Origin of the sequence: Streptomyces sp. NPDC057617 (assembly GCF_042800555.1) — a bacterium.
Classification (GTDB): domain Bacteria; phylum Actinomycetota; class Actinomycetes; order Streptomycetales; family Streptomycetaceae; genus Streptomyces.
In genome coordinates this window covers 192,248-211,833 of sequence record NZ_JBHVGV010000008.1, presented here as the reverse complement: position 1 = coordinate 211,833, position 19,586 = coordinate 192,248, and the positions used below count along the sequence as shown (strand labels likewise).

At 71.8% G+C, this 19,586-nt stretch carries 17 protein-coding genes; 8 read left to right on the top strand and 9 right to left on the bottom strand.

Annotation, left to right across the window (positions count from 1 at the left end; translation table 11 throughout):
- Positions 1–100 precede the first annotated feature (100 nt).
- The 4 genes from ACFU9P_RS21150 to ACFU9P_RS21135 all read left to right on the top strand — a co-directional run bounded on the left by ACFU9P_RS21150 (position 101) and on the right by ACFU9P_RS21135 (position 4,391).
- Entirely contained in the window at positions 101–910 is an 810-nt protein-coding gene (locus ACFU9P_RS21150; protein ID WP_384083056.1) for a hypothetical protein, read from the top strand.
- Positions 907–1,722, top strand: a complete 816-nt coding sequence (locus ACFU9P_RS21145) for a hypothetical protein (RefSeq protein ID WP_384083053.1) — start codon at positions 907–909, stop codon at positions 1,720–1,722. Before ACFU9P_RS21150 ends, ACFU9P_RS21145 begins: the two co-directional genes overlap by 4 nt.
- Before the next feature lie 151 nt (positions 1,723–1,873).
- Entirely contained in the window at positions 1,874–3,421 is a 1,548-nt protein-coding gene (locus tag ACFU9P_RS21140) for an amino acid permease (RefSeq protein WP_384083050.1), read from the top strand.
- Positions 3,422–3,425: 4 nt separating this feature from the next.
- Positions 3,426–4,391: an ADP-ribosylglycohydrolase family protein gene (locus tag ACFU9P_RS21135; protein WP_384083048.1), complete on the top strand. Its 966-nt coding sequence runs from the start codon at positions 3,426–3,428 to the stop codon at positions 4,389–4,391.
- 3 nt (positions 4,392–4,394) lie between these two features.
- Here the strand turns inward: ACFU9P_RS21135 and ACFU9P_RS21130 are convergent, their stop codons facing one another.
- Positions 4,395–5,021, bottom strand: a complete 627-nt coding sequence (locus ACFU9P_RS21130) for a TetR/AcrR family transcriptional regulator (RefSeq protein WP_376373063.1) — start codon at positions 5,019–5,021, stop codon at positions 4,395–4,397.
- A gap of 173 nt (positions 5,022–5,194) precedes the next feature.
- Between ACFU9P_RS21130 and ACFU9P_RS21125 the strand changes: the two genes are divergently transcribed.
- Genes ACFU9P_RS21125 through ACFU9P_RS21110 form a run of 4 tightly spaced genes read left to right on the top strand, consistent with a single transcriptional unit; the run spans position 5,195 to position 12,046 of the window.
- Complete coding sequence (locus ACFU9P_RS21125; RefSeq protein WP_384083045.1) at positions 5,195–6,022, top strand: urea amidolyase associated protein UAAP1; 828 nt, start codon at positions 5,195–5,197, stop codon at positions 6,020–6,022.
- Positions 6,019–6,732 (top strand): urea amidolyase associated protein UAAP2, encoded by a 714-nt coding sequence (locus ACFU9P_RS21120; protein ID WP_384083042.1) that lies wholly within the window; start codon positions 6,019–6,021, stop codon positions 6,730–6,732. The genes ACFU9P_RS21125 and ACFU9P_RS21120 overlap by 4 nt, the downstream gene beginning before the upstream one ends.
- A complete protein-coding gene (uca, locus tag ACFU9P_RS21115) occupies positions 6,729–10,373 on the top strand; it encodes an urea carboxylase (RefSeq protein ID WP_384083039.1) in 3,645 nt (1,214 codons plus the stop codon). The genes ACFU9P_RS21120 and uca overlap by 4 nt, the downstream gene beginning before the upstream one ends.
- A 14-nt stretch (positions 10,374–10,387) precedes the next feature.
- A complete protein-coding gene (locus tag ACFU9P_RS21110) occupies positions 10,388–12,046 on the top strand; it encodes an allophanate hydrolase (protein ID WP_384083036.1) in 1,659 nt (552 codons plus the stop codon).
- 13 nt (positions 12,047–12,059) lie between these two features.
- On the opposite strand, the gene ACFU9P_RS21105 is transcribed toward ACFU9P_RS21110, so the two are convergent.
- The 8 genes from ACFU9P_RS21105 to ACFU9P_RS21070 all read right to left on the bottom strand — a co-directional run bounded on the left by ACFU9P_RS21105 (position 12,060) and on the right by ACFU9P_RS21070 (position 19,567).
- Positions 12,060–14,888: a DEAD/DEAH box helicase gene (locus ACFU9P_RS21105; protein WP_384083033.1), complete on the bottom strand. Its 2,829-nt coding sequence runs from the start codon at positions 14,886–14,888 to the stop codon at positions 12,060–12,062.
- A gap of 100 nt (positions 14,889–14,988) precedes the next feature.
- Positions 14,989–15,933 (bottom strand): twin-arginine translocase subunit TatC, encoded by a 945-nt coding sequence (gene tatC, locus ACFU9P_RS21100; protein ID WP_376373046.1) that lies wholly within the window; start codon positions 15,931–15,933, stop codon positions 14,989–14,991.
- 44 nt (positions 15,934–15,977) lie between these two features.
- Positions 15,978–16,283 (bottom strand): Sec-independent protein translocase subunit TatA, encoded by a 306-nt coding sequence (gene tatA, locus ACFU9P_RS21095; RefSeq protein WP_376373043.1) that lies wholly within the window; start codon positions 16,281–16,283, stop codon positions 15,978–15,980.
- A 261-nt stretch (positions 16,284–16,544) separates the two neighbouring features.
- On the bottom strand, positions 16,545–16,742 hold the full coding sequence (locus tag ACFU9P_RS21090) for a hypothetical protein (RefSeq protein ID WP_376373040.1): 198 nt from the start codon (positions 16,740–16,742) through the stop codon (positions 16,545–16,547).
- A gap of 30 nt (positions 16,743–16,772) precedes the next feature.
- Positions 16,773–17,054, bottom strand: a complete 282-nt coding sequence (locus tag ACFU9P_RS21085) for a hypothetical protein (protein ID WP_376373037.1) — start codon at positions 17,052–17,054, stop codon at positions 16,773–16,775.
- A 61-nt stretch (positions 17,055–17,115) separates the two neighbouring features.
- The gene (locus ACFU9P_RS21080) at positions 17,116–18,072 is read right to left on the bottom strand and encodes a helix-turn-helix transcriptional regulator (RefSeq protein ID WP_376373034.1); all 957 of its coding nucleotides are present in this window, start codon (positions 18,070–18,072) and stop codon (positions 17,116–17,118) included.
- A gap of 17 nt (positions 18,073–18,089) precedes the next feature.
- Positions 18,090–19,046 (bottom strand): helix-turn-helix transcriptional regulator, encoded by a 957-nt coding sequence (locus tag ACFU9P_RS21075; protein WP_384083027.1) that lies wholly within the window; start codon positions 19,044–19,046, stop codon positions 18,090–18,092.
- A gap of 146 nt (positions 19,047–19,192) precedes the next feature.
- On the bottom strand, positions 19,193–19,567 hold the full coding sequence (locus ACFU9P_RS21070) for an FKBP-type peptidyl-prolyl cis-trans isomerase (RefSeq protein ID WP_046498814.1): 375 nt from the start codon (positions 19,565–19,567) through the stop codon (positions 19,193–19,195).
- Positions 19,568–19,586 lie beyond the last annotated feature (19 nt).

The following is a 19,586-nucleotide window of genomic DNA, read 5'->3' as shown; positions in this document are numbered from 1 at the left end:
TCCGTGGCGCATCCCGCCCCGGCCGTCCAGGCCCGCCTGCCGTCCGGGCCCCGTCGCCAAGGCCCCTGGCCGTCCGGGACCGCACAGGAGAACCGATCCCTTGACCACCTTTCAGACCCGCGCCCGCTTCAGGGCCGTATGTTCCCGGGCCGTATGTTCCCGGACCGTACGGTTCCGGGCCACGCGTATCCGGGCCACGCGCCTCCGGTCCGCCAGCTTCCGTGCCGTACGCGCGCTGCTGGCCGGTGCCGCGCTGGCCTGCTTCGGCGCGCTGGCCGCTCCGGCTCCCGCCGCGGTCGCCCATCCCTTCGGGCCGCCGTCCACCGCCCGGATCAGCGCGGACGGCTCCCGCGTGTCCATCGCCTGGCGGGCCAACGCGGACGACTGGGTGGCGCTCGGCCAGTCACTCGGCGCCTTCGAGGACCCGGAGAGCGGCACCGTCTCGACGGAGCTGACCGGCGAGCAGAAGCTCCAGCGCTCCCCCGCCGTGCACACCTATCTGCTGCGGCACATCACGGTCGCCCAGGACAGCAGCGCCTGCAAGGGCGAGGTGGCCGCGCTGGAACGGCTGCTCGACGAGGGTGCCCGGCTGACCTTCGACTGCCCGGCCCCTCTGGTGGAGGCGGATGTCACGGTCAGTGTGCTCACCGATCTGAACGAGGCGTACCGCACCATGCTCATGGCGGACGGCACCGCCACCCCGCGGCAGACGCTGTTCACCGCCGTCGACCGCACCCACCATCTGCGGTTCACCGCGTCCGGCGGGGGCGTACCGGGCTCGGTGGCCGTCGTCGCCGGCGGCACCGCCGTCGCCGTACTGGCCGTAGCGGCCGGCCTGTTCGTACGCCGGTCCCGCCGCCGTACGGCAATCGCGCCCGCGACCGGGACCGGAGCCGGGGGCCTGTCATGACGGACCTCGGCGGACTCGACAGCCGCCTTGTCGCTCTCTTCGACGGCCGCGCGGTCTTCTGGATCGCCCTTGTCGTCGCCCTGGGCGTCGGCGCGGCGCACGCCGTCGCGCCCGGCCACGGCAAGGCGATCACGGCCGCGTATCTGGCGGGTACGCGAGGCCGCGTCCGGGACGCAGTACGCCTCGGCGTGATCGTCGCGGCGATGCACACCTTCTCCGTGCTGGTGCTGGCCCTGGTCTGGGTGGGCGTCAGCGGGACGGCGGCGTTCGGTACGGAGACGGCGACCGCGTGGATGCAGGCGGCGGCCGGCCTCATCGTGGTCGCCGTAGGGGCGGGCCTGGTGTACCGGCACCTGCGGGGACACGGCGGTCATGGCCACGGACACGAGCACGGCCACAGCCACACGCATGGGCACACGCACGGGCACCACCCCGCACATCCCGAGCACCATCACCCCACCCACTCCCACGAGTTGACCGATCCCTGGTCCCGTCGCGGTCTGGCGGCCCTCGCACTCTCCGGCGGCCTGCTGCCCTCCCCGTCCGCCTTTCTCGTCCTGGTCAGCGGCCTGCTGACCGGCCGCGCGGCGGGCGCCGTGGTCCTGGTCGTCGTCTTCGGAGTCGGCATGGCGGTCACCCTGACCGGCGTCGGCGTCATGAGCATCCGCGGCTTCGCCTTCCTGGAGAACCGACTGCGCGGCAAGACGGCCGCCGCCAAACTGGCAGCCTGGACCCCAGTGGTAGCCGGCCTGACAGTCGCAACAGCCGGCTGCCTCTACCTCCTGGCCGCCGTCTCCACCCTGTCGACCTGACACCCGCCACGCGCGGCGCCCCGGCCCGTACCGGAGGTGAGGACTTGGGCGCCGCACGGATACGGCCGTGTCACGCCGGTGAAACAGCCCCTCCCTAATTTCTGTCACTCGACAGGAATCAGTGAGCAGAAGTGAGCAGACAGGGGCCGTCATGACCGGTACCGCCACTAGTACGGGCACGGCCGCTCCCGGTACCGGCACGGCCGCCGCCCACCGCGACGCCGCCGAGCTGGCCGGTTTCGGCTACCGGCAGGAGCTGCACCGCAGCATGGGCCGGTACGCCTCGTTCGCCGCCGGGTTCTCCTTCATCTCCGTGCTCACCACCGTCTTCCAGTTCTTCGCCTTCGGCTTCTCGTTCGGCGGCTCGGCCTTCTTCTGGACCTGGCCCGCGGTGCTCCTGGGACAGCTCCTGGTGGCCGCCTGCTTCGCCGAACTCGCCGCCCGCTACCCGCTGTCCGGCGCGATCTACCAGTGGTCGACCCGGCTCAGCAATCCCTCCTTCGGCTGGTTCGCCGGATGGATCATGGTGATCGGCCAGATCGTGGTGGTGGCCGCGGCGGCCCTCGCGCTCCAGGTCGTCCTGCCCGCGATCTGGAGCGGATTCCAGCTCGTCGGCGGCGATCCGGCGCCCACCTCCGCAAGCGGCGCCGCCAACGCCGGGCTGCTCGCCGTCGTCCTGCTCGCCCTCACCACCGTCGTGAACCTGCTCGACAACCGGGTGATGTCCGCCGTCAACCGCATCGGGGTCACCGCCGAGATCATCGGGGCCGCGCTGATCGTCGTCCTGCTCCTCACCCACACCGAGCGCGGCCCCGGCGTCACTTTCCACACCGGCGGCCAGGGCGGCGCCATCGGCGCGCTGCTCGTGGGCTCCTTCACGGCGGCGTACGTCCTGATCGGGTTCGACAGCGCGGGCGAGTTGAGCGAGGAGACGCGCAGCCCCCGGCGTACCGCGCCCCGTACGATCCTGCTCGCCCTCGCGTCCGCCGGGGTCCTCGGCGGACTGCTCCTGCTGGGCGGGGTACTGGCCGCGCCCAGCCTCACCGACGGCCGGCTGGCCACGGAGGGGCTCTCGTACGTCCTGACCAGCACCCTCGGCGACGGCCCGGGCCGACTGCTGCTCGCGGATGTCGCGGTCGCCATCGCCGTGGCCACCCTCGCCATCCAGACCTCCGGCTCGCGCATGCTGTTCTCGATGGCACGGGACGGCGTCCTGCCCGCCGCGGCGCCGCTGGCGAAGGTCTCCGCGCGTACGGGTATGCCGACCGGCCCGGCGCTGGTGGTGGGTACGGGCGCGGCTGCGCTCTGCCTGCTCAACCTGGCGTCCCCGGAGGCCTTTCTGGCGATCGGCACGACCTGTATCGCCATGCTCTACCTGGCGTATCTGATGGTCACCGGCCCCATGCTGCTCCGCAGAATCCGCGGCACCTACGGCACGGGCACCGGCCTCGACGAGACGGGCCGCCCGCTCTTCTCCCTGGGCCGCTGGGGCCTCCCGGTCAACGCGCTGGCCTGCCTGTACGGCGCGGTGATGACGGTCAACCTGGCCTGGCCCCGAGCCACGGTGTACGACCCGGCGGGCGGCCACTGGTACTTCCAGTGGTTCACGCTCCTCTTCCTCGCCGTCACCACAGGCGCGGGTGCGGCCTGGCTCGCGGTACGCGCCCGGCGGACCACAAAGGGCGAGGCCCTACGCTGACCGGATGAGCCTTACCCCGATCGACCGCGCGACCGGAAGCGTCATCGGCTCCGCCGTGGGCGACGCGATGGGCGCACCCTTCGAGTTCGGGCCTCCGGGAGTGTTCACCGCCCGGTTCCCCGACGGGGCGGGTGAGCTGTGCGGAGGCGGCGGCTGGGATCCCGGCGAGGCGACCGACGACACGCAGATGGCGGTGCTCGTCGGCGAGTCACTGCTGGAGCGGGGCGGACTCGATCTCCCGGACATCTTCGGCCGGTTCCAGCGCTGGGCTGCGGCCGATCCCAAGGACATCGGGCTCCAGACCGAGGATGTCCTGCTGAGCGGAGATCCCTGGGATCTGGCGGCGCCGCTGCACTTCCAGCAGACCGGACGCGCGGCGGGCAACGGCTCGTTGATGCGCGCGGCAACCTCCGCCGTGTACTTCGCGTCGGCCGGGCAGCAGGCCACCATGGCCGCCGCCCACCGGATCGCCGCGCTCACCCATGGCGACCGCGCGGCGTGGGAGGGTACGGCCGTCCTCCATGAACTGATCCGGGTGGCCATGGCCGGCGGCGACCCGCTTGCGGCCGTACCGGACACGCTCGCTCTGGTTCACGAGGACCATCGCGAGCGCTGGGCCACCGTACTCGCGTCCGACTGGCGTCCGGATCTGGCCACGGAGTTCAACGGCGCGGTGTGGCCGTGTCTCGGCTCGGCGCTCTGGGCGCTGCGTACGACGGATTCGTACGAGCGGTCCATCGCCGTGGCGATCGACCTCGGCGAGGACACCGACACGGTGGCGGCCGTCACCGGTGCGCTCTCCGGCGCGGTCCATGGCTTCGCCTCGATCCCACGGCGCTGGACGGAGCGGCTGCATGTGCCACTGCCGGGGTTCGGCGGCCGGGTGCTGCGTACGGAGGAACTCATCGCGCTGGCACACGCCTTGGTGCACGGCGCCGACGGAAGGACCGGCGCCGCCCCGACCCCGTAAGCCCTAGAGTCCCGCGATCCGCAGCGCCGCGTCCGCCGTTGCCTCCGCGAAGGCCGCCACGGGGCGTTCCGGGTCGGAGCGGTGGACCAGGATCACGCCCTCGATCAGGCCGAAGACCAGGTCGGTACGGAGGGCCAGCTCGGCCTTGTCGAGTGCGGCGCCCGGCTCCGTCCCGGCGAGGAGCTGTCCGTACGCGTCCTTCAGCTCCGCCCGTACATGGTGGAAACCCGCGAAACGCTCCGCCCGCACCTCGGGCAGCAGATAGAGCCCTCCCAGGTTGTGCGGTCCGCCGCAGAGCAGCTCGACGTCCGAGCGGCACAGCTCCCACAGCCGGCTCCCGGCCGGCCGGTCCTCGTCGGCGAGCAGGTCGCGGGCGAGGAGCAGCGACGGGGTCACGGTCGATTCGAGCAGCTCGGCGAGCAGGTCCTCCTTGCCGCCGAAGTAGTGGTACATCGTGGCCTGCCGCATCCCCGCCCGCTCGGTGACGGCCCGGGTGGTGGTCGCCGCGTACCCGAGCGTGGTGAACAGCTCGGCCGCCGCCCGCAGCAGTTCGTCCCGCGCGGACAGCCCGCTGTCCGGCCGCAGCTCCGCGCGCGGCCGGCCCACCCGTCGTCCCGTCGTCGTGCCCATGCGACCGATCGTCGCACACGCCCCACCGCCCGGATCTTGGCACCGCAGGGGCACTGCGGGGGTGAGCACCCGGTAACTCCCGTGCAATCGACGGGTAATGGCCCCGACTCGCCCCGCCCTTAATTTCTGTCGGTCGACAGAAACAGGGGCAGAAGCAGTCGGGAGGCCGAGCCATGGCGACAGCGACGACCTACGGGGCCAGGGACCATGCCCGCGCCCAAGCGGGCACCAAGGCCGGGACCATGCCCGTGGTGCCCGCCACCGACTGGCCCGATCCCCCCTGCGAGGCCGGGCATCTCGTCTGGGCGGAGACCGTGGCGGGCGGCGGCTACACCCATCGTGCCGTGGCCCGCGGCACCGAGATCCGGCTGACGGATCCGCACGGCGACGCCTGCGCGCATCTGGTGCTGCACGCGGACGGCCGCCCCTGGGAGCGGCTGAACACCGCCGACACGGTCAAGGTCCAGTGGAACGCCTATCTCGGGGCGGGCCACCTCCTGCTCTCCGGCCAGGGTCGCGTTCTCGCCTCGCTCGTCACCGAGACCACCGACGGCCGGCACGACGCCCTCTGCGGCACCTCCACCCTCGCCAGGAACACCGCCCGCTACGGCGACGGCGCCCCCCACTCCCCCACCCCCGCCGGCCGCGAGCTGCTGAAGCTCGCCGCCCTCAAGAACGGTCTTGAGCCACGCGATCTGCCGCCCTCCGTCTCCTTCTTCCAGGGAGTGGCGGTACGGGAGGACGGCACCCTGGACTTCACCGGCTCGGCGGGCCGCGGCGGCTCGGTGACCCTGCGGGCCGAGCAGGATCTGACCGTACTGATCGCGAATGTGCCGCATCCGCTCGATCCGCGCCCGGAGTACCACAGCACCCCGCTGGAGGTGCTGGCCTGGATCGCCGCGCCGACGGCTCCGGGCGATCCGCTCTGGGACGCCACCCCCGAAGGCCGCCGCGCGTTCCTCAACACCGCCGAGTTCCTGGCCACGAGGGGGACCCGATGACCTCCGCGGCAATCGAGGCCACCCCCGCCGGCTCGGTCGTGATACCGGCCCGCGCCCCCTGGTCCGCCGGCGTACGCGCCGGCTCGTACCTCACCCTCACCGATCTGCACGGCAATCAGGCCGTGGACTTCCTGGTGTACGACGCCCATGACACCGCCGTCCGCTACAGCGCGCCCGACACGATCCATGCCCAGGGCGGTGTGTTCCTCACCACCGGCAGTGTGCTGCTGTCCAACGAGCACACCCCGCTGATGACCGTCACCGAGGACACCTGCGGCCGGCACGACACACTCGGCGGCGCCTGCTCCAAGGAGTCCAACACCCTGCGCTACGGCCATCACACCTGGTCGCAGCATGCCTGCATGGACAACTTCCTGATCGAGGGGGCGCGGTACGGCCTCGGTCCGCGCGATCTGGTCTCCAACATCAACTGGTACATGAACGTGCCGGTGGAGAAGGACGGCACGCTCGGCATCGTCGACGGCCTCTCGGCGCCCGGTCTGCGTGTCACCCTGCGCGCCGAGACCGATGTGCTGGTCCTGATCTCCAACTGCCCCCAGATCAACAACCCGTGCAACGGCTTCGAGCCCACCGCAATCGAAGCGACGATCACCGCCGAAGCCCCCGAACCTACCGAGGCCGCCGAGTCCACCGAAGCCACCGAAGCCACCGAAGCCACCGACGAGAAGACCGGCGGGGACGGCGGATGACCTTCGACACCCTGCTCGTCGCCAACCGCGGCGAGATCGCCGTACGGATCATCCGTACCGCCCGCCGCCTCGGCCTCCGTACCGTCGCGGTCTTCTCCGACCCCGACCGCCCGGCCCCCCATGTGAGGCTCGCGGACACCGCCGTACGGCTCGGTCCCGCGCCCGCCAGGGAGTCCTATCTCGATCCCGCGCTGATCCTCGCGGCGGCCAAGGACACCGGAGCGGGCGCCGTCCACCCCGGCTACGGCTTTCTCTCCGAGGACGCCGGATTCGCGCGGCGCTGCGAGGACGCGGGCATCGCCTTCGTCGGCCCGACCCCCGAACAGCTCGCGCTCTTCGGCGCCAAGCACTCCGCGCGCGCCGCCGCCGAGGCCGCGGGCGTCCCGCTCGCCCCCGGCTCCGGACTCCTCCCGGACCTCACCGCCGCACTGGCCGCGGCGGACCGCATCGGCTACCCCGTGATGCTCAAGGCGACCGGCGGCGGGGGCGGGATCGGGATGCGCGCGGTGTACGACGCGGCCGGACTCGCCGACGCCTGGGAGAGCGTACGACGCGTCGCGGCGGCATCGTTCTCCTCGGCCGGACCCTTCCTGGAGCGGCTCGTCGAGGGCGCCCGCCATGTCGAGGTGCAGGTCTTCGGCGACGGACAGGGCCGGGTCGTCACCTTCGGCGACCGCGACTGCTCCCTCCAGCGCCGCCACCAGAAAGTCCTCGAAGAGGCCCCGGCGCCGGGCCTGCCCGACTCCGTACGGCGGCGACTCGCGGACGCGGCAAGGGAGTTGTGCGCGTCCGTCGCCTACCGCTCCGCCGGTACCGTCGAGTTCGTGTACGACCCGGTCCGCGAGGAGGCCTCCTTCCTGGAGGTCAACACCCGGCTCCAGGTGGAACATCCGGTCACCGAGGCGGTCCACGGCGTCGATCTCGTCGAGTGGATGCTGCGGCTCGCACAGGGCGAGACCGAGGTCGTACGGGAACCGGACCCGCCGCGCGGACATGCCGTGGAGGCACGGGTGTACGCGGAGGATCCCGCCCGGGACCACCGCCCGAGCGCCGGACTCCTCACCCGCGTCGCCTTCCCGCCCGAGTGTGACGGCGTACGCGTCGACTCCTGGGTGGAGACCGGTACGGAGGTGACGACGGCGTACGATCCGCTGCTGGCCAAGGTCGTCGTGCACGGCGAGGACCGCGCCGCCGCCCTCGCGGCCCTGGACCGGGCCCTGGCCGCCACCCGGATCGACGGCATCGAGACCAATCTCGGGCTGGTACGAGCCGCCCTGCGCGACCCGGCCGTCACCGCCGCCACGCACTCGACGGCGACGCTCGCGACGGTCACCGATCCGACCCCCCGGGTCGAGGTGACCGCGGGCGGCACCCTGACCACGGTGCAGGACTGGCCCGGCCGCACCGGCTACTGGCAGGTGGGCGTCCCGCCGTCCGGGCCGATGGACAGCCTTTCGTTCCGGCTGGGCAACCGCGCGCTCGGCAACGACGAGGGCGCGCCCGGCCTGGAGTGCACGCTCCAGGGCCCCACCCTCCGGTTCGGCTGCGCCACCACGGTCTGTGTCACCGGTGCCCCCGCGCCGGTCACCGTGGACGGCGAGCCGGTCCCGCAGTGGGAGCCCGTGACCGTCCCGGCAGGCGGATCGCTGGCGGTCGGCGCCCCTGCCGAGCGAGGACTGCGGACGTACGTACTGTTCGGGGGCGGGGGCCTGGACGTCCCCCCGTTCCTGGGCAGCGCCGCCACGTTCACCCTCGGCCGCTTCGGCGGGCACGGCGGGCGGGCCCTGCGTACGGGCGATGTGCTGCACCCGGGTTCCGTACATGACGGCGCGGCGCCCGTACCGCGAGCCGCCACCGCTCCCGTAGCGCACTCCGAGCGGCCCGGCTTCCCCCATCAGTGGGAGATCGGAGTCGCCGAAGGCCCGCACGCGGCACCGGAGTTCTTCACCGAGGACGACATCCGCGCCTTCTACGCGGCCGAGTGGAAGGTCCATTTCAACTCGGCCCGTACCGGCGTCCGGCTGATCGGACCGAAGCCGCAGTGGGCCCGAACGGACGGCGGCGAGGCGGGACTTCACCCCTCCAACATCCATGACACGCCCTACGCGGTCGGCGCCGTCGACTACACCGGGGACATGCCGGTGCTGCTCGGCCCCGACGGCCCCTCGCTCGGCGGCTTCGTCTGCCCGGCCACGGTGGTCGTGGGCCAGCGCTGGAAGCTCGGCCAGGTCCGCCCCGGCGACACGGTCCGGTTCGTCCCCGTCACCACCCGTACCGCCGGGGCCCTGCGCCGCTCCCCCGCCACCACACCCGCCCCCGACCGGCCGGCCATCGGCGACGGCGGCGTCCTCGGCCGCGGCCCCGGCGTCCTCTACCGCAGGAGCAGCGACGACAACGTCCTGGTCGAGTACGGCGAGATGCGCCTCGATCTGGCGCTCCGGATGCGGGTCCACGCACTGGCCCGGGCGGTGGCCGCCGAGGACCTGCCGGGGATCACCGATCTCACCCCGGGCATCCGCTCGCTCCAGATCCAGCTCGATCCCGAGATCCTCTCCCAGGAAGCGCTGCTCGGCGTCCTGACCCGGATCGAGACGGAACTCCCGCCCACGGACGAGCTGGTGGTGGAGTCCCGCACGGTCCATCTGCCGCTGTCCTGGGACGATCCGGCGACACGCGAGGCCATAGCCCGCTATATGGCGGGGGTACGGGACGACGCGCCCTGGTGCCCCTGGAACATCGAGTTCATCCGCAGGATCAATGGCCTGGACTCGCCCGAGGATGTCTACCGCACGGTCTTCGACGCCGAATATCTCGTCCTGGGCCTGGGCGATGTGTACTTGGGCGCGCCGGTCGCCACCCCGCTCGACCCCCGGCACCGGCTCGTCACGACGAAATACAATCCGGCGCGCACCTGGACCGCCGAGAATTCCGTGGGGATCGGCGGCGCGTACCTCTGTATCTATGGGATGGAGGGGCCTGGCGGCTATCAGTTCGTGGGCCGTACGACGCAAGTGTGGTCCGGCTGGCAGCAGCGCGGGGCGTTCCGCGCGGGCAAGCCGTGGCTGCTGCGCTTCTTCGACCGGATCAAGTGGTATCCGGTCGGCGCGGACGAACTCCTGGCGCTGCGGGCCGACATGGCGGCGGGCCGCTTCGTACCACGGATCGAGGAGGGGACCTTCTCGATCCGCGACCATCAGCGGTTCCTCGCCGGGAACGCGGCGTCGATCGAGGAGTTCCGGGCCCGCCAGAGTGCGGCGTTCGCGGCGGAGCGCGCCGCGTGGGAGGCGTCGGGGGAGTTCGCCCGCGCGGAGGAGGTGGCGGTACCCGCGCCGGCGCGCGCCGCCATCGCCATACCGTCGGGCGGGCGGCTGCTGGAGGCCGAGTTCGCGGCGTCGGTGTGGCGGATCGATGTGCGCCCCGGCGATTCCGTACGGGCGGGTCAGCCGCTGCTCGCGCTGGAGGCGATGAAGATGGAGTCGCGGGTCCGTGCTCCGGTGGACGGGGTGGTGACGGAGATCCTGATATCCCCGGGGGCACAAGTGGAAGCGGGAAGTCCGCTGTTGGTCCTGTCACCCTCGCCGTCCCCGTCCGCATCTCCGCCCGAGTCCCCGTCTCTGCCCGAGTCCCCGTCTCCGTCATAAGGAGCCCGACCGATATGCCCACCCCCGCCTTCTCAGCGGTCGACCGCGTCCGCGCCGCCTATGACCGCATCGCGAGCGCCGACCGCCCCGAGATCTGGATCACCCTGAGGCCCCGGGCGGAGGTGGAGGCCGAGGCCCGCGCGCTCGACGCCCGTACCGACGGCGCATCACTTCCGCTCGCCGGTCAACTGCTGGCCGTCAAGGGCAATATCGATGTGGCCGGGCTCCCCACCACCGCCGGCTGCCCTTCGTACGCCCGTCTCCCCGAGCACGACGCCCCGGCCGTGGCCATGCTCAAGGCGGCCGGTGCGCTGGTCCTCGGCACGACCAATATGGATCAGTTCGCGACCGGTCTGGTCGGTACCCGCTCGCCCTACGGCGCGGTACGGAGCGCCCACGATCCGGAGCGGATCTCCGGCGGGTCCAGCTCGGGGTCCGCGGTCGCCGTGGCCCTCGGCCTCGTGGATCTCGCCCTGGGCACCGACACCGCGGGCTCCGGCCGGGTGCCCGCCGCCTTCAACGGTGTCGTCGGGCTGAAGCCGTCCCGCGGTCTGGTGCCCACCGAGGGCGTGGTCCCGGCGTGCGCGAGCCTGGACTGCGTCAGCGTCTTCGCCCGCACCCTCCCCGAAGCCAGGCTGGCGCTCGCGCTGGTGTCCGTACCGCCCGGCCGCGAGGCCCCGCACCGTACGCCAGGCCCCTGGCGGATCGCGGTGCCGCCGCTCGCGGCGCTCGGGCCGCTGGACGACGGCTGGGCGGAGGCGTACGAGGGTGCCGCGGCGCGGCTCGCGGCGGCGGGCGCGCGGCTGGTGCCCCTCGATCCGGCGGCCTTCACGGAAGCCGGAGCGCTGCTGTACGAAGGGGCCTTCGTGGCCGAGCGCTATACCGCGGTCGGCGAATTTGTCGACAAGCACGCCGGTTCCGCCGATCTCGATCCCACCGTCGCCGGGATCATCCGCCGGGCCCGTGACATCCCCGCCCACCGCCTTTACGCCGATCAGGTCCGGCTCGCGGCCCTGCGCACGGCCGCGCTCGGGGCCCTGGGAGACGCGGACGCGCTGCTGCTGCCCACCACTCCGGGCCATCCCACCCTCGCGGAGGTGGCGGCCGACCCGCTGGGGGTCAACGCGCGGCTCGGCCGGTTCACCAACTCGACCAATCTCTTCGATCTGGCCGCGGTCGCCGTCCCCGGCGGCGAGGTGCGCGGCCGGCCCTTCGGTGTGATGCTCATCGGCCCCGCGGGTACGGACGAGCGCCTGGCCGATCTGGCCGCGCTGCTCACCCCGCCCGCCAGGCTCGCGGTCGTCGGCGCGCATCTCACCGGCCAACCGCTCAACGGGCAGCTTCTGGCCCTGGGCGCCCGGCTGGTCCGTACGACGACCACCGCACCGGTTTACCGGCTGCACGCCCTGCGCACCGACCCGCCGAAGCCGGGGCTGGTGCACACGGGCCCGGCGGGAGCGGCGATCGAGGCCGAGATCTGGGAACTGCCCGCCCAGGGTCTCGGCCTGCTCGCCGCCGCGCTCCCCCGGCCCATGACGCTCGGCCGGGTGGAGCTGGCCGACGGCTCCACGGCCACCGGCTTCCTCTGCGAACCCGCCGCGCTCGACGGCGCCGAGGACATCACCTCGTACGGCGGCTGGCGAGCGTACAGCGACCGGCGCCCGACAGACTGAGCGCCGGAGCGCCTCAGCCCACCGAGCTGTACGCCACGACTCCCCGCAGCACCGCGTCGACCGCCTTGCGTGCGTTCTTCGCGACCGTGCTGTTGTCGCGGGGGGCCGCCGCCGCGATCTGGCCGAGTACGTCGATGACCTGCTTGCACCACCGTACGAAGTCACCGGCCGGCATCTCCGCCTCGCGCAGCACCTCGTCGAGGCCCCGGCCCGAGGCCCACATGTAGACCGCCCAGGCGAAGCCGAGGTCGGGCTCGCGCTGGCCGACGCCCTCCGCCTGGTTGATCTTCAGCTCCTCCTCCAGGGCGTCGAGCCTGCCCCAGATATGGATCATCTCGCCGAGCGCGGCCTTGGCCTTGCCCGAAGGGAGCTTGGGCGCCACGGCGTCATCGGCCTGCCGGGCCTCGTACACCAGCGCCGAGACACAGGCCGCCAGCTCGGCCGGGCCGAGATCCTCCCAGACCCGGTCCCGGAGGCACTCACTGGCGAGCAGGTCCAGCTCGCCGTAGAGCCGGGCCAGCCGCTTGCCGTGCACGGTGACCTCGTCGCCGCGCAGATAGTCCAGCTCGGTGAGGAGCGCCACGATCCGGTCGAAGGTACGGGCGATGGTGTTCGTCCGGCCCTCGATCCTGCGCTCCAACTGGCGGGTGTCGCGCTGGAGCCGGTGGTAGCGCTCGGCCCAGCGGGCATGGTCCTCGCGCTCGTCGCAGCCGTGGCAGGGGTGGGCGCGCAGGTCCGAGCGCAGCCGGGCGATCTCGCGGTCGTCGGCCGCCGCCGCGCGCTGCTTGCGGTGGCGCTCGGGCACGATATGTCCGGCCTTGGAGCGCAGCGCGGACGCCAGATCGCGGCGTGACTGCGGCGAGCGCGCGTTGAAGGACTTGGGGATCCGCATCCGCTCCAGCGGCTCGACCGGTACGGGGAAGTCCATCGTGGCCAGCCGCTTGACCTGCCGCTCCACGGTCAGCACCAGCGGCCGCGGCCCGTCCTGGTGCTCGAAGCCCCGGTGCCCGTTGGCCCGGCCGGCCGGCAGCCCCGGGTCGAGGACCAGCGCCAGACCGGCGAACTTCCCGGTCGGTACGTGGATGACATCGCCCGCCTTGAGCTTCTCCAGCGCCGTGGCCGCGGCGGCCCTGCGCTGTGCGGCGCCCTGCTTGGCCAGATCGTTCTCGCGCTCCTTGAGGTCGCGGCGCAGCCGCGCGTACTGCTCGAAGTCCCCGAGGTGGCAGGTCATCCCGGCGCGGTAGCCGTCGAGCCCCTCCTCGTTCTTCCGCACCTGGCGGGAGATCCCGACGACCGACTTGTCGGCCTGGAACTGGGCGAAGGAGGTTTCCAGCAGCTCACGCGAGCGGTGCCGCCCGAACTGGTGCACAAGATTGACGGCCATGTTGTACGAGGGCCGGAAGCTGGAGCGCAGGGGGTACGTACGGGTCCCGGCCAGTCCGGCCAGCGCGCCCGGGTCCATCCCGCGCTGCCAGAGCACCACCGCATGGCCCTCGATGTCGATGCCCCGGCGCCCGGCCCGGCCGGTGAGCTGGGTGTACTCGCCGGGGGTGATGTCGGCGTGCTGCTCGCCGTTCCACTTGACGAGCTTCTCCAGCACCACGGACCTGGCGGGCATATTGATGCCGAGCGCCAGGGTCTCGGTGGCGAAGACCGCCTTGACCAGCCCGCGTACGAACAGCTCCTCGACGACCTCCTTGAAGGTCGGCAGCATCCCCGCGTGGTGCGCGGCGATGCCCCGCTCCAGACCTTCCAGCCACTCGAAGTAGCCGAGGACATGGAGGTCCTCGCCGGGGATCGAGGCCGTGCGCTCCTCGACGATCTCGCGCACCCGCCGCCGCGCCTCGTCGTTGTTGAGCCGCAGCCCCGCGTACAGACACTGCTGGACGGCGGCCTCGCAGCCGGCCCGGCTGAAGATGAAGGTGATCGCGGGCAGCAGCCCCTCGGCGTCGAGGCGCTCGATGACCTCGGGCCTGGAGGGCGTCCAGATCCGGCTCCGCTGCCGGCGCTCGCGCTCCCGGTCGGCCTCGCGGACCATCTTGCCGCGTCTGCGGTCGCGCGGGTTGTACGTCCGCTGGTTCTCCATCCGGGCCAGCCGGACGAGATCCGGGTTGACCTCCCGCTTGCCCGCGCCCCGGCCGCCGTGGTCGGTCTCCTCCTCGAAGAGGTCGTACATCCGGCGGCCGGCCAGCACATGCTGCCAGAGCGGCACGGGCCGGTGCTCGGAGACGATCACTTCTGTGTCACCGCGGACGGTGTCCAGCCAGTCACCGAACTCCTCGGCGTTCGAGACCGTCGCGGAGAGTGAGACGAGCGTCACCGACTCGGGGAGATGGATGATCACCTCTTCCCAGACGGCGCCCCTGAACCGGTCGGAGAGGTAGTGCACCTCGTCCATCACCACATAGCCGAGACCGAGCAGTGACTGGGAGCCCGCATAGAGCATGTTCCGCAGCACCTCGGTGGTCATGACGACCACCGGGGCTTCGGCATTGACGCTGTTGTCACCGGTCAGCAGGCCGACCTTGCCCGCGCCGTAGCGCTTGACGAGATCGGCGTACTTCTGGTTGGAGAGCGCCTTGATGGGCGTGGTGTAGAAGCATTTGCGGCCCTCGGCCAGGGCCAGGTGCACGGCGAACTCGCCGACGATCGTCTTGCCCGAGCCGGTGGGCGCGGCGACCAGCACGCCCTTTCCGGCCTCCAGGGCCTCACAGGCCTCGATCTGGAACGGGTCGAGGCCGAACTCGTACATCTCGCGGAAGGGTGCGAGCGCCGTGGCCTGCTCGGCGGCACGGATCCGGGCAGCGGCGTACCGCTCGGCTGGGGAGAGGTCCTCTGTCATCTTGCTGTCGAGCCTACCCGCCGCTTCTGACAGTCAGCCGATCTTTAATCGTCCTTGGAAACCACCCGTACGGCGGCCGGTGGGCCGCCGCACGAGAAGGTCAGGTGATGTCGTCGTACCCGTTCAGCCGGTCCGTCCGCCCGCCCTGCTCGGGCAGCGACGACGGCGGCGAGACCGGTTCGATCGCACCGACGGACTCCGGGGTCAGATCGAGGTCGGAGGCCTCGTCGTCGTCGAGATCCGCGTCCGGGTTGTTGCGCCTGCGCCGCCGGTCGTTGAGGAAGCAGACACCCAGCGCCAGGAAGTACAGGAACACGATGGGGGCGGCCAGCGTCAGCATGGTGAGCGGGTCACCGGTCGGGGTCGCGACGGCCGAGAAGAGTGTGATCCCCAGCACCATCAGCCGCCACCAGGAGGCGAGCCGCTTCGCCGACAGCACCCCGGTGAAGTTCAGCAGGACCAGCAGCAGCGGCAGCTCGAAGGCCAGCCCGAACACGATCACCATGCGGACCACGAGATCGAGATACTCGTCGAGCGGCAGCAGGTTCCGCGCGTTGTCCGGTGTGAAGTCGAGCAGGATCGTGGCGGTCTGCGGAAGGATCTTGTACGCGAGGACGGCGCCGCTGAGGAAGAGCGGAACGCCGATCCCCACGAAGGCCAGCGCGTACTTCTTCTCATGGCTGTGCAGACCGGGCGCCAGGAAGCCCCAGAGCTGGTACAGCCAGACCGGTGTGGACAGCACGACGCCCGATACGAGGGAGACCTTCAGAGCGATCGAGAAGGGCGAGATCAGACCGTTGACGGTCATGTCCGCGCACGGCTGGCCGTTCTTCTGGGTCAGCGTGCCGCTGACACAGCCCACCGAGTCCAGGATCGGCTGCATCATGAACTCGATGAGGTCCTTGTAGTAGAACGCGGCGATGATCGTGATGACCAGGATCGCCAGGACCGACTTCAGCAGGCGGTTTCGCAGTTCACGCAGGTGCTCGGCGAGGGGCATGCGCCCCTCGACGTCCTTCTCCTGCTTCCGGGCAGACTTGAGCAACCCGCGTCCCTCGTCTCGTAGCGGCAGCCGTCAGTGGGGGGCGGTCAGCTCTGGGCGGTGCGGTTCGGCTCGCTCACCGGACGGGAGCTGGTGACATCGCCGGGCGAGGCCTGGATCGTCCTGGGCGCGGCCTGCTGCTGGGCGGTCGCGTCGGCGGCGGTGGCGGTGGCCTGGTCGGCCGCGGGAGCCGCGGTGTCGTCGTCCTTCTTCATGGCCTTGGCCTCGCTCTTGAGGATGCGGGCCGACTTGCCGAGCGAACGCGCCATGTCGGGCAGCTTCTTGGCACCGAACAGCAGCAGGATGACAACGATGATCAGAACGATCTCTAGGGGCTTCAGATTGCCGATCATGTCCGACTTCCTTCTCGCTGAGGCGGCTGGGACGGGGGCTGCCCGTACAACCGAACCGGTGTCCGGCCTTTGTACTCGCAGCGATCGTAACCCGCAGGGGTAAACGCGGGGCAATCCCTGTGCATACTCCCGACTGCTCCGCGTACGACCGTTCCGCGACCCGTGCGGCCCGTCCGGGTTCCTCCCGGTCCGGCCCGACGGGGGACGCGCTCGTCAGCGTACCGTCCGCCCCGGGCCGGGTGGAGAGCACGGGGGCCGTTGCTACCTCAGCGCGTCACCGGTGGAGGCGAGCCGGGTGGCCGCGCGCTCAAGATCCTCGGCGGCCCGGTTGATCCGCTCGGTGGTCGCGGCGACCTGCCGGCCGAGCCGCTGGGCCTCGACGAACACCCGGACGGCCAGCACACCGAGGACGGCGATCCCGCAGAAACCCAGGGCGATGGCGAGCATGGGCCAGAACATGGGCAGAACCTAAACCGTTCTCAGAAGATCTCAGGAAGTGGCGTGCAGGCGCAGCGTCCGCACCCCGCCGCCGGTGAGGAGTTCCACGATGCGCTCCCCCGCGGGCTTGCGCACCAGGCTCTCGCACTCGGGGCAGGTGAACGAGTAGAAGGTGGTCTTGGGCGTGGCCCCGATCGCCAGGCGCAGCGCGCCCGCCGAGAGTTCGAACCGGGCCAGGCACTCCGTACAGGACGCCTTGAAGAGCACGGGAAGCACCGCCGAGATCTCCTGAACTCCGGACGAGATCTCCGGCACCCCGGTCACCACCGACATCTTCCTCGGTCCTCCTTCTTCTCGCCCGTCCACTCCCGGCCCCCGCCCGTCCACTCCCGTCTCACTCCCGCCCGTCGTACGCCGCGAGCGCCTCGTCCGCCGCCAGCCGCGCGCTCTCCGCGAGGTCCCTCGGGGAGACGATCCGTCCGTCGCCGCCGAGCCGCAGGGCCAGCCGCCTCAGCGAGGCGGGCGCGGGCGTGCGCAGGGTGATCCGCAGTCCCCCGTCGGGCTGTTCCTCGGCGCTGTCGTGCGGGTAGTACTCGGCGACCCAGCGCCCGCCGGGGCCGACCTCGACGACGACTTCAGGATCCTCCGCCGACGGCTGTACGAGCCCCTCCGACAGATCCCTGAGCTCCAGCTCGGGCGGCGCGGCCGGGGCGTCCAGCAGCTTGATCTCGGCGACCCGGTCGAGCCGGAACGTACGCCGCGCCTCGGACAGCCGGCACCAGGCCTCCATATAGGTGTGGCCCACGGCGAACAGCCGGATCGGGTCGACCTCGCGCTCCGTCAGCTCGTCCCGCGCCGGTGAGTAGTAGCGGAGCCACAGCCTGCGGCGCTCGGAGATGGCCCGGTCGACCTCGGCGAACACCCCGCCCTCGGACTCGAAGGTCACCGAGAGCCGGGAGCTGGCGCCCGCCGCCTCGCCGGCCGCGGCCTCCAGCTTCGCGGTGGCGCGCAGCAGCGCCTGCCGGTCGCCCTCGCGCAGCCCGGGCAGCGTGGTGACGGCCCGGGCGGCCACCAGCAGCGCCGTGGCCTCGTCGGCGGCGAGCCGCAGCGGCTCTGCGACATCGTCCGGGTTGTGCCACCAGATCCGGTCGCCGTCGGTGTCGATGTCGAGCAGGTCCCCGCCGCGGAAGCTCGTACCGCACATGGGCAGGACGTCGAGGTCCGCGATCAGCTCGTCCTCGCTGATCCCGAACGCCCGGGCCACATCGCTGACATGGGCGCCGGGGCGCTCCCGCAGATAGGTCACCAGCGAGAGCATCCGCCGGGTCTGGTCGATGGCGTTGGCTGCCATGGTTGTCCGGGTCCCCCTCAGCCCTTGGCCACGGCGCGCAGCCGCTCGACGACATCGGCCCGCAGATCCGCGGGTTCCAGTACGACCACGTCCGGGCCGAACTCCACCAGCCAGGCGTCGAGACCGTGTCCGTACGGGACCTCCAGCTCGTCCCAGCCGTCGCCGAGATCCCTGGACGACAGCGCCCGCGCGCGCAGCGGATAGCCGCACCCGGAGCGCAGCCTGATCAGCGCGGAGCGGGTGGCGGTCTCCCCCGCCCAGCTCTCCACGGTCTCCCGTACGGTGACCACATCCGGTACGGGCACGGTGAACGAACCGGTACGGGAGCGGACCCTGCCGGTGATCCGGGAGAGCCGGAAGACCCGCTCGGCGCCGCGGTCCCGGTCCCAGCCGGCGAGATACCAGTGGCCGCGCCAGCACTCCAGCGTCCAGGGCTCGACCTGGCGCTGCTCGGGGCGGGCCGCGTTGGCCTTGCGGTAGTCGAAGACGACGGGCCGCCGGTCGCGGCAGGCCAGCATCAGCGGTTCGAACGCGGCCTCATGGACCGGGATACGCGGTTCGAGCGCGCTGTGGTGCGCCTCGTACGCGTCCTCCGCCTCCGGCATTCCGGCGGCGCGCAGCTTCTGGAGGGCGCCGCTGGCCGCACCCGCCAGCCGGGCCTGCTGCCAGACCTTCGCGGCGAGGCCGAGGGCCGCGGCCTCCTCGGCGTCGAGGGTGATGGGGGGCAGCCGGTTGCTGTCGCGCCGGGCGAGATAGCCGGTCTCGCCGTCCAGGTTCTCCACCGTCTCGATGACCAGGCCGAGTTCGCGCAGATCTTCCTTGTCTCGCTCGAACATCCGGTTGAAGGAGTCGTCGGTGCCCGCTTCCAGATAGGCCTCGATGGAGCCCCGCAGCTCGCGTTTGCTGAGCGGGCGGCGGGTCCCGAGCAGACACAGCGCCAGATTCATCAGTCGCTCGGCCTTGGCAATGGCCATCGACGCCTTACACCCCTTTTGATCGTTGCGGCCTCCGCCCGTCGACCGTACCGCCCCGGGGTGTCCGGACAAAAGCCGAGGGCCCGTGCGAACGGCACGGGCCCTCGGCCCTGAAGTCCTCGACGGACCTGCGGGAGCCGGACGGCTCAGACGGAGACCAGGTCGCAGACGAAGATCAGCGTCTCGCCCGGGGCGATACGGCCGCCGCCGGCGCCGCGCTCTCCGTACGCGAGGTGCGCGGGGATGGTGAGCTGACGGCGCCCGCCGACCTTCATGCCCTGGACGCCCTGGTCCCAGCCGGCGATGACCTGACCGGCGCCGAGCTGGAACTGGAGCGGCGTACCGCGGTTCCAGGACGCGTCGAACTCCTCGCCGGTGGAGAAAGCCACACCCACGTAGTGGACGGAGACGGTGTCGCCGGCCTTGGCCACCGGGCCGTCGCCCTCCGTGATGTCCTTGATCTCCAGATCGGCCGGCGGCTCGCCACCCGGGAAGTCGATCTCGGGCTTCTCGATGCTCACTGAACTGCTCCTCTAAATG

Excerpts from the sequence above, each read along its gene's own strand:
- ACFU9P_RS21145 (WP_384083053.1), top strand. The coding sequence starts at position 907 with ATGACGGACCTCGGCGGACTCGACAGCCGCCTTGTCGCTCTCTTCGAC.
- ACFU9P_RS21140 (WP_384083050.1), top strand. The coding sequence starts at position 1,874 with ATGACCGGTACCGCCACTAGTACGGGCACGGCCGCTCCCGGTACCGGC.
- ACFU9P_RS21135 (WP_384083048.1), top strand. The coding sequence starts at position 3,426 with ATGAGCCTTACCCCGATCGACCGCGCGACCGGAAGCGTCATCGGCTCC.
- ACFU9P_RS21130 (WP_376373063.1), bottom strand. The coding sequence starts at position 5,021 with ATGGGCACGACGACGGGACGACGGGTGGGCCGGCCGCGCGCGGAGCTG.
- ACFU9P_RS21125 (WP_384083045.1), top strand. The coding sequence starts at position 5,195 with ATGGCGACAGCGACGACCTACGGGGCCAGGGACCATGCCCGCGCCCAA.
- ACFU9P_RS21120 (WP_384083042.1), top strand. The coding sequence starts at position 6,019 with ATGACCTCCGCGGCAATCGAGGCCACCCCCGCCGGCTCGGTCGTGATA.
- uca (WP_384083039.1), top strand. The coding sequence starts at position 6,729 with ATGACCTTCGACACCCTGCTCGTCGCCAACCGCGGCGAGATCGCCGTA.
- ACFU9P_RS21110 (WP_384083036.1), top strand. The coding sequence starts at position 10,388 with ATGCCCACCCCCGCCTTCTCAGCGGTCGACCGCGTCCGCGCCGCCTAT.
- ACFU9P_RS21105 (WP_384083033.1), bottom strand. The coding sequence starts at position 14,888 with ATGACAGAGGACCTCTCCCCAGCCGAGCGGTACGCCGCTGCCCGGATC.
- tatA (WP_376373043.1), bottom strand. The coding sequence starts at position 16,283 with ATGATCGGCAATCTGAAGCCCCTAGAGATCGTTCTGATCATCGTTGTC.
- ACFU9P_RS21090 (WP_376373040.1), bottom strand. The coding sequence starts at position 16,742 with ATGTTCTGGCCCATGCTCGCCATCGCCCTGGGTTTCTGCGGGATCGCC.
- ACFU9P_RS21085 (WP_376373037.1), bottom strand. The coding sequence starts at position 17,054 with ATGTCGGTGGTGACCGGGGTGCCGGAGATCTCGTCCGGAGTTCAGGAG.
- ACFU9P_RS21080 (WP_376373034.1), bottom strand. The coding sequence starts at position 18,072 with ATGGCAGCCAACGCCATCGACCAGACCCGGCGGATGCTCTCGCTGGTG.
- ACFU9P_RS21075 (WP_384083027.1), bottom strand. The coding sequence starts at position 19,046 with ATGGCCATTGCCAAGGCCGAGCGACTGATGAATCTGGCGCTGTGTCTG.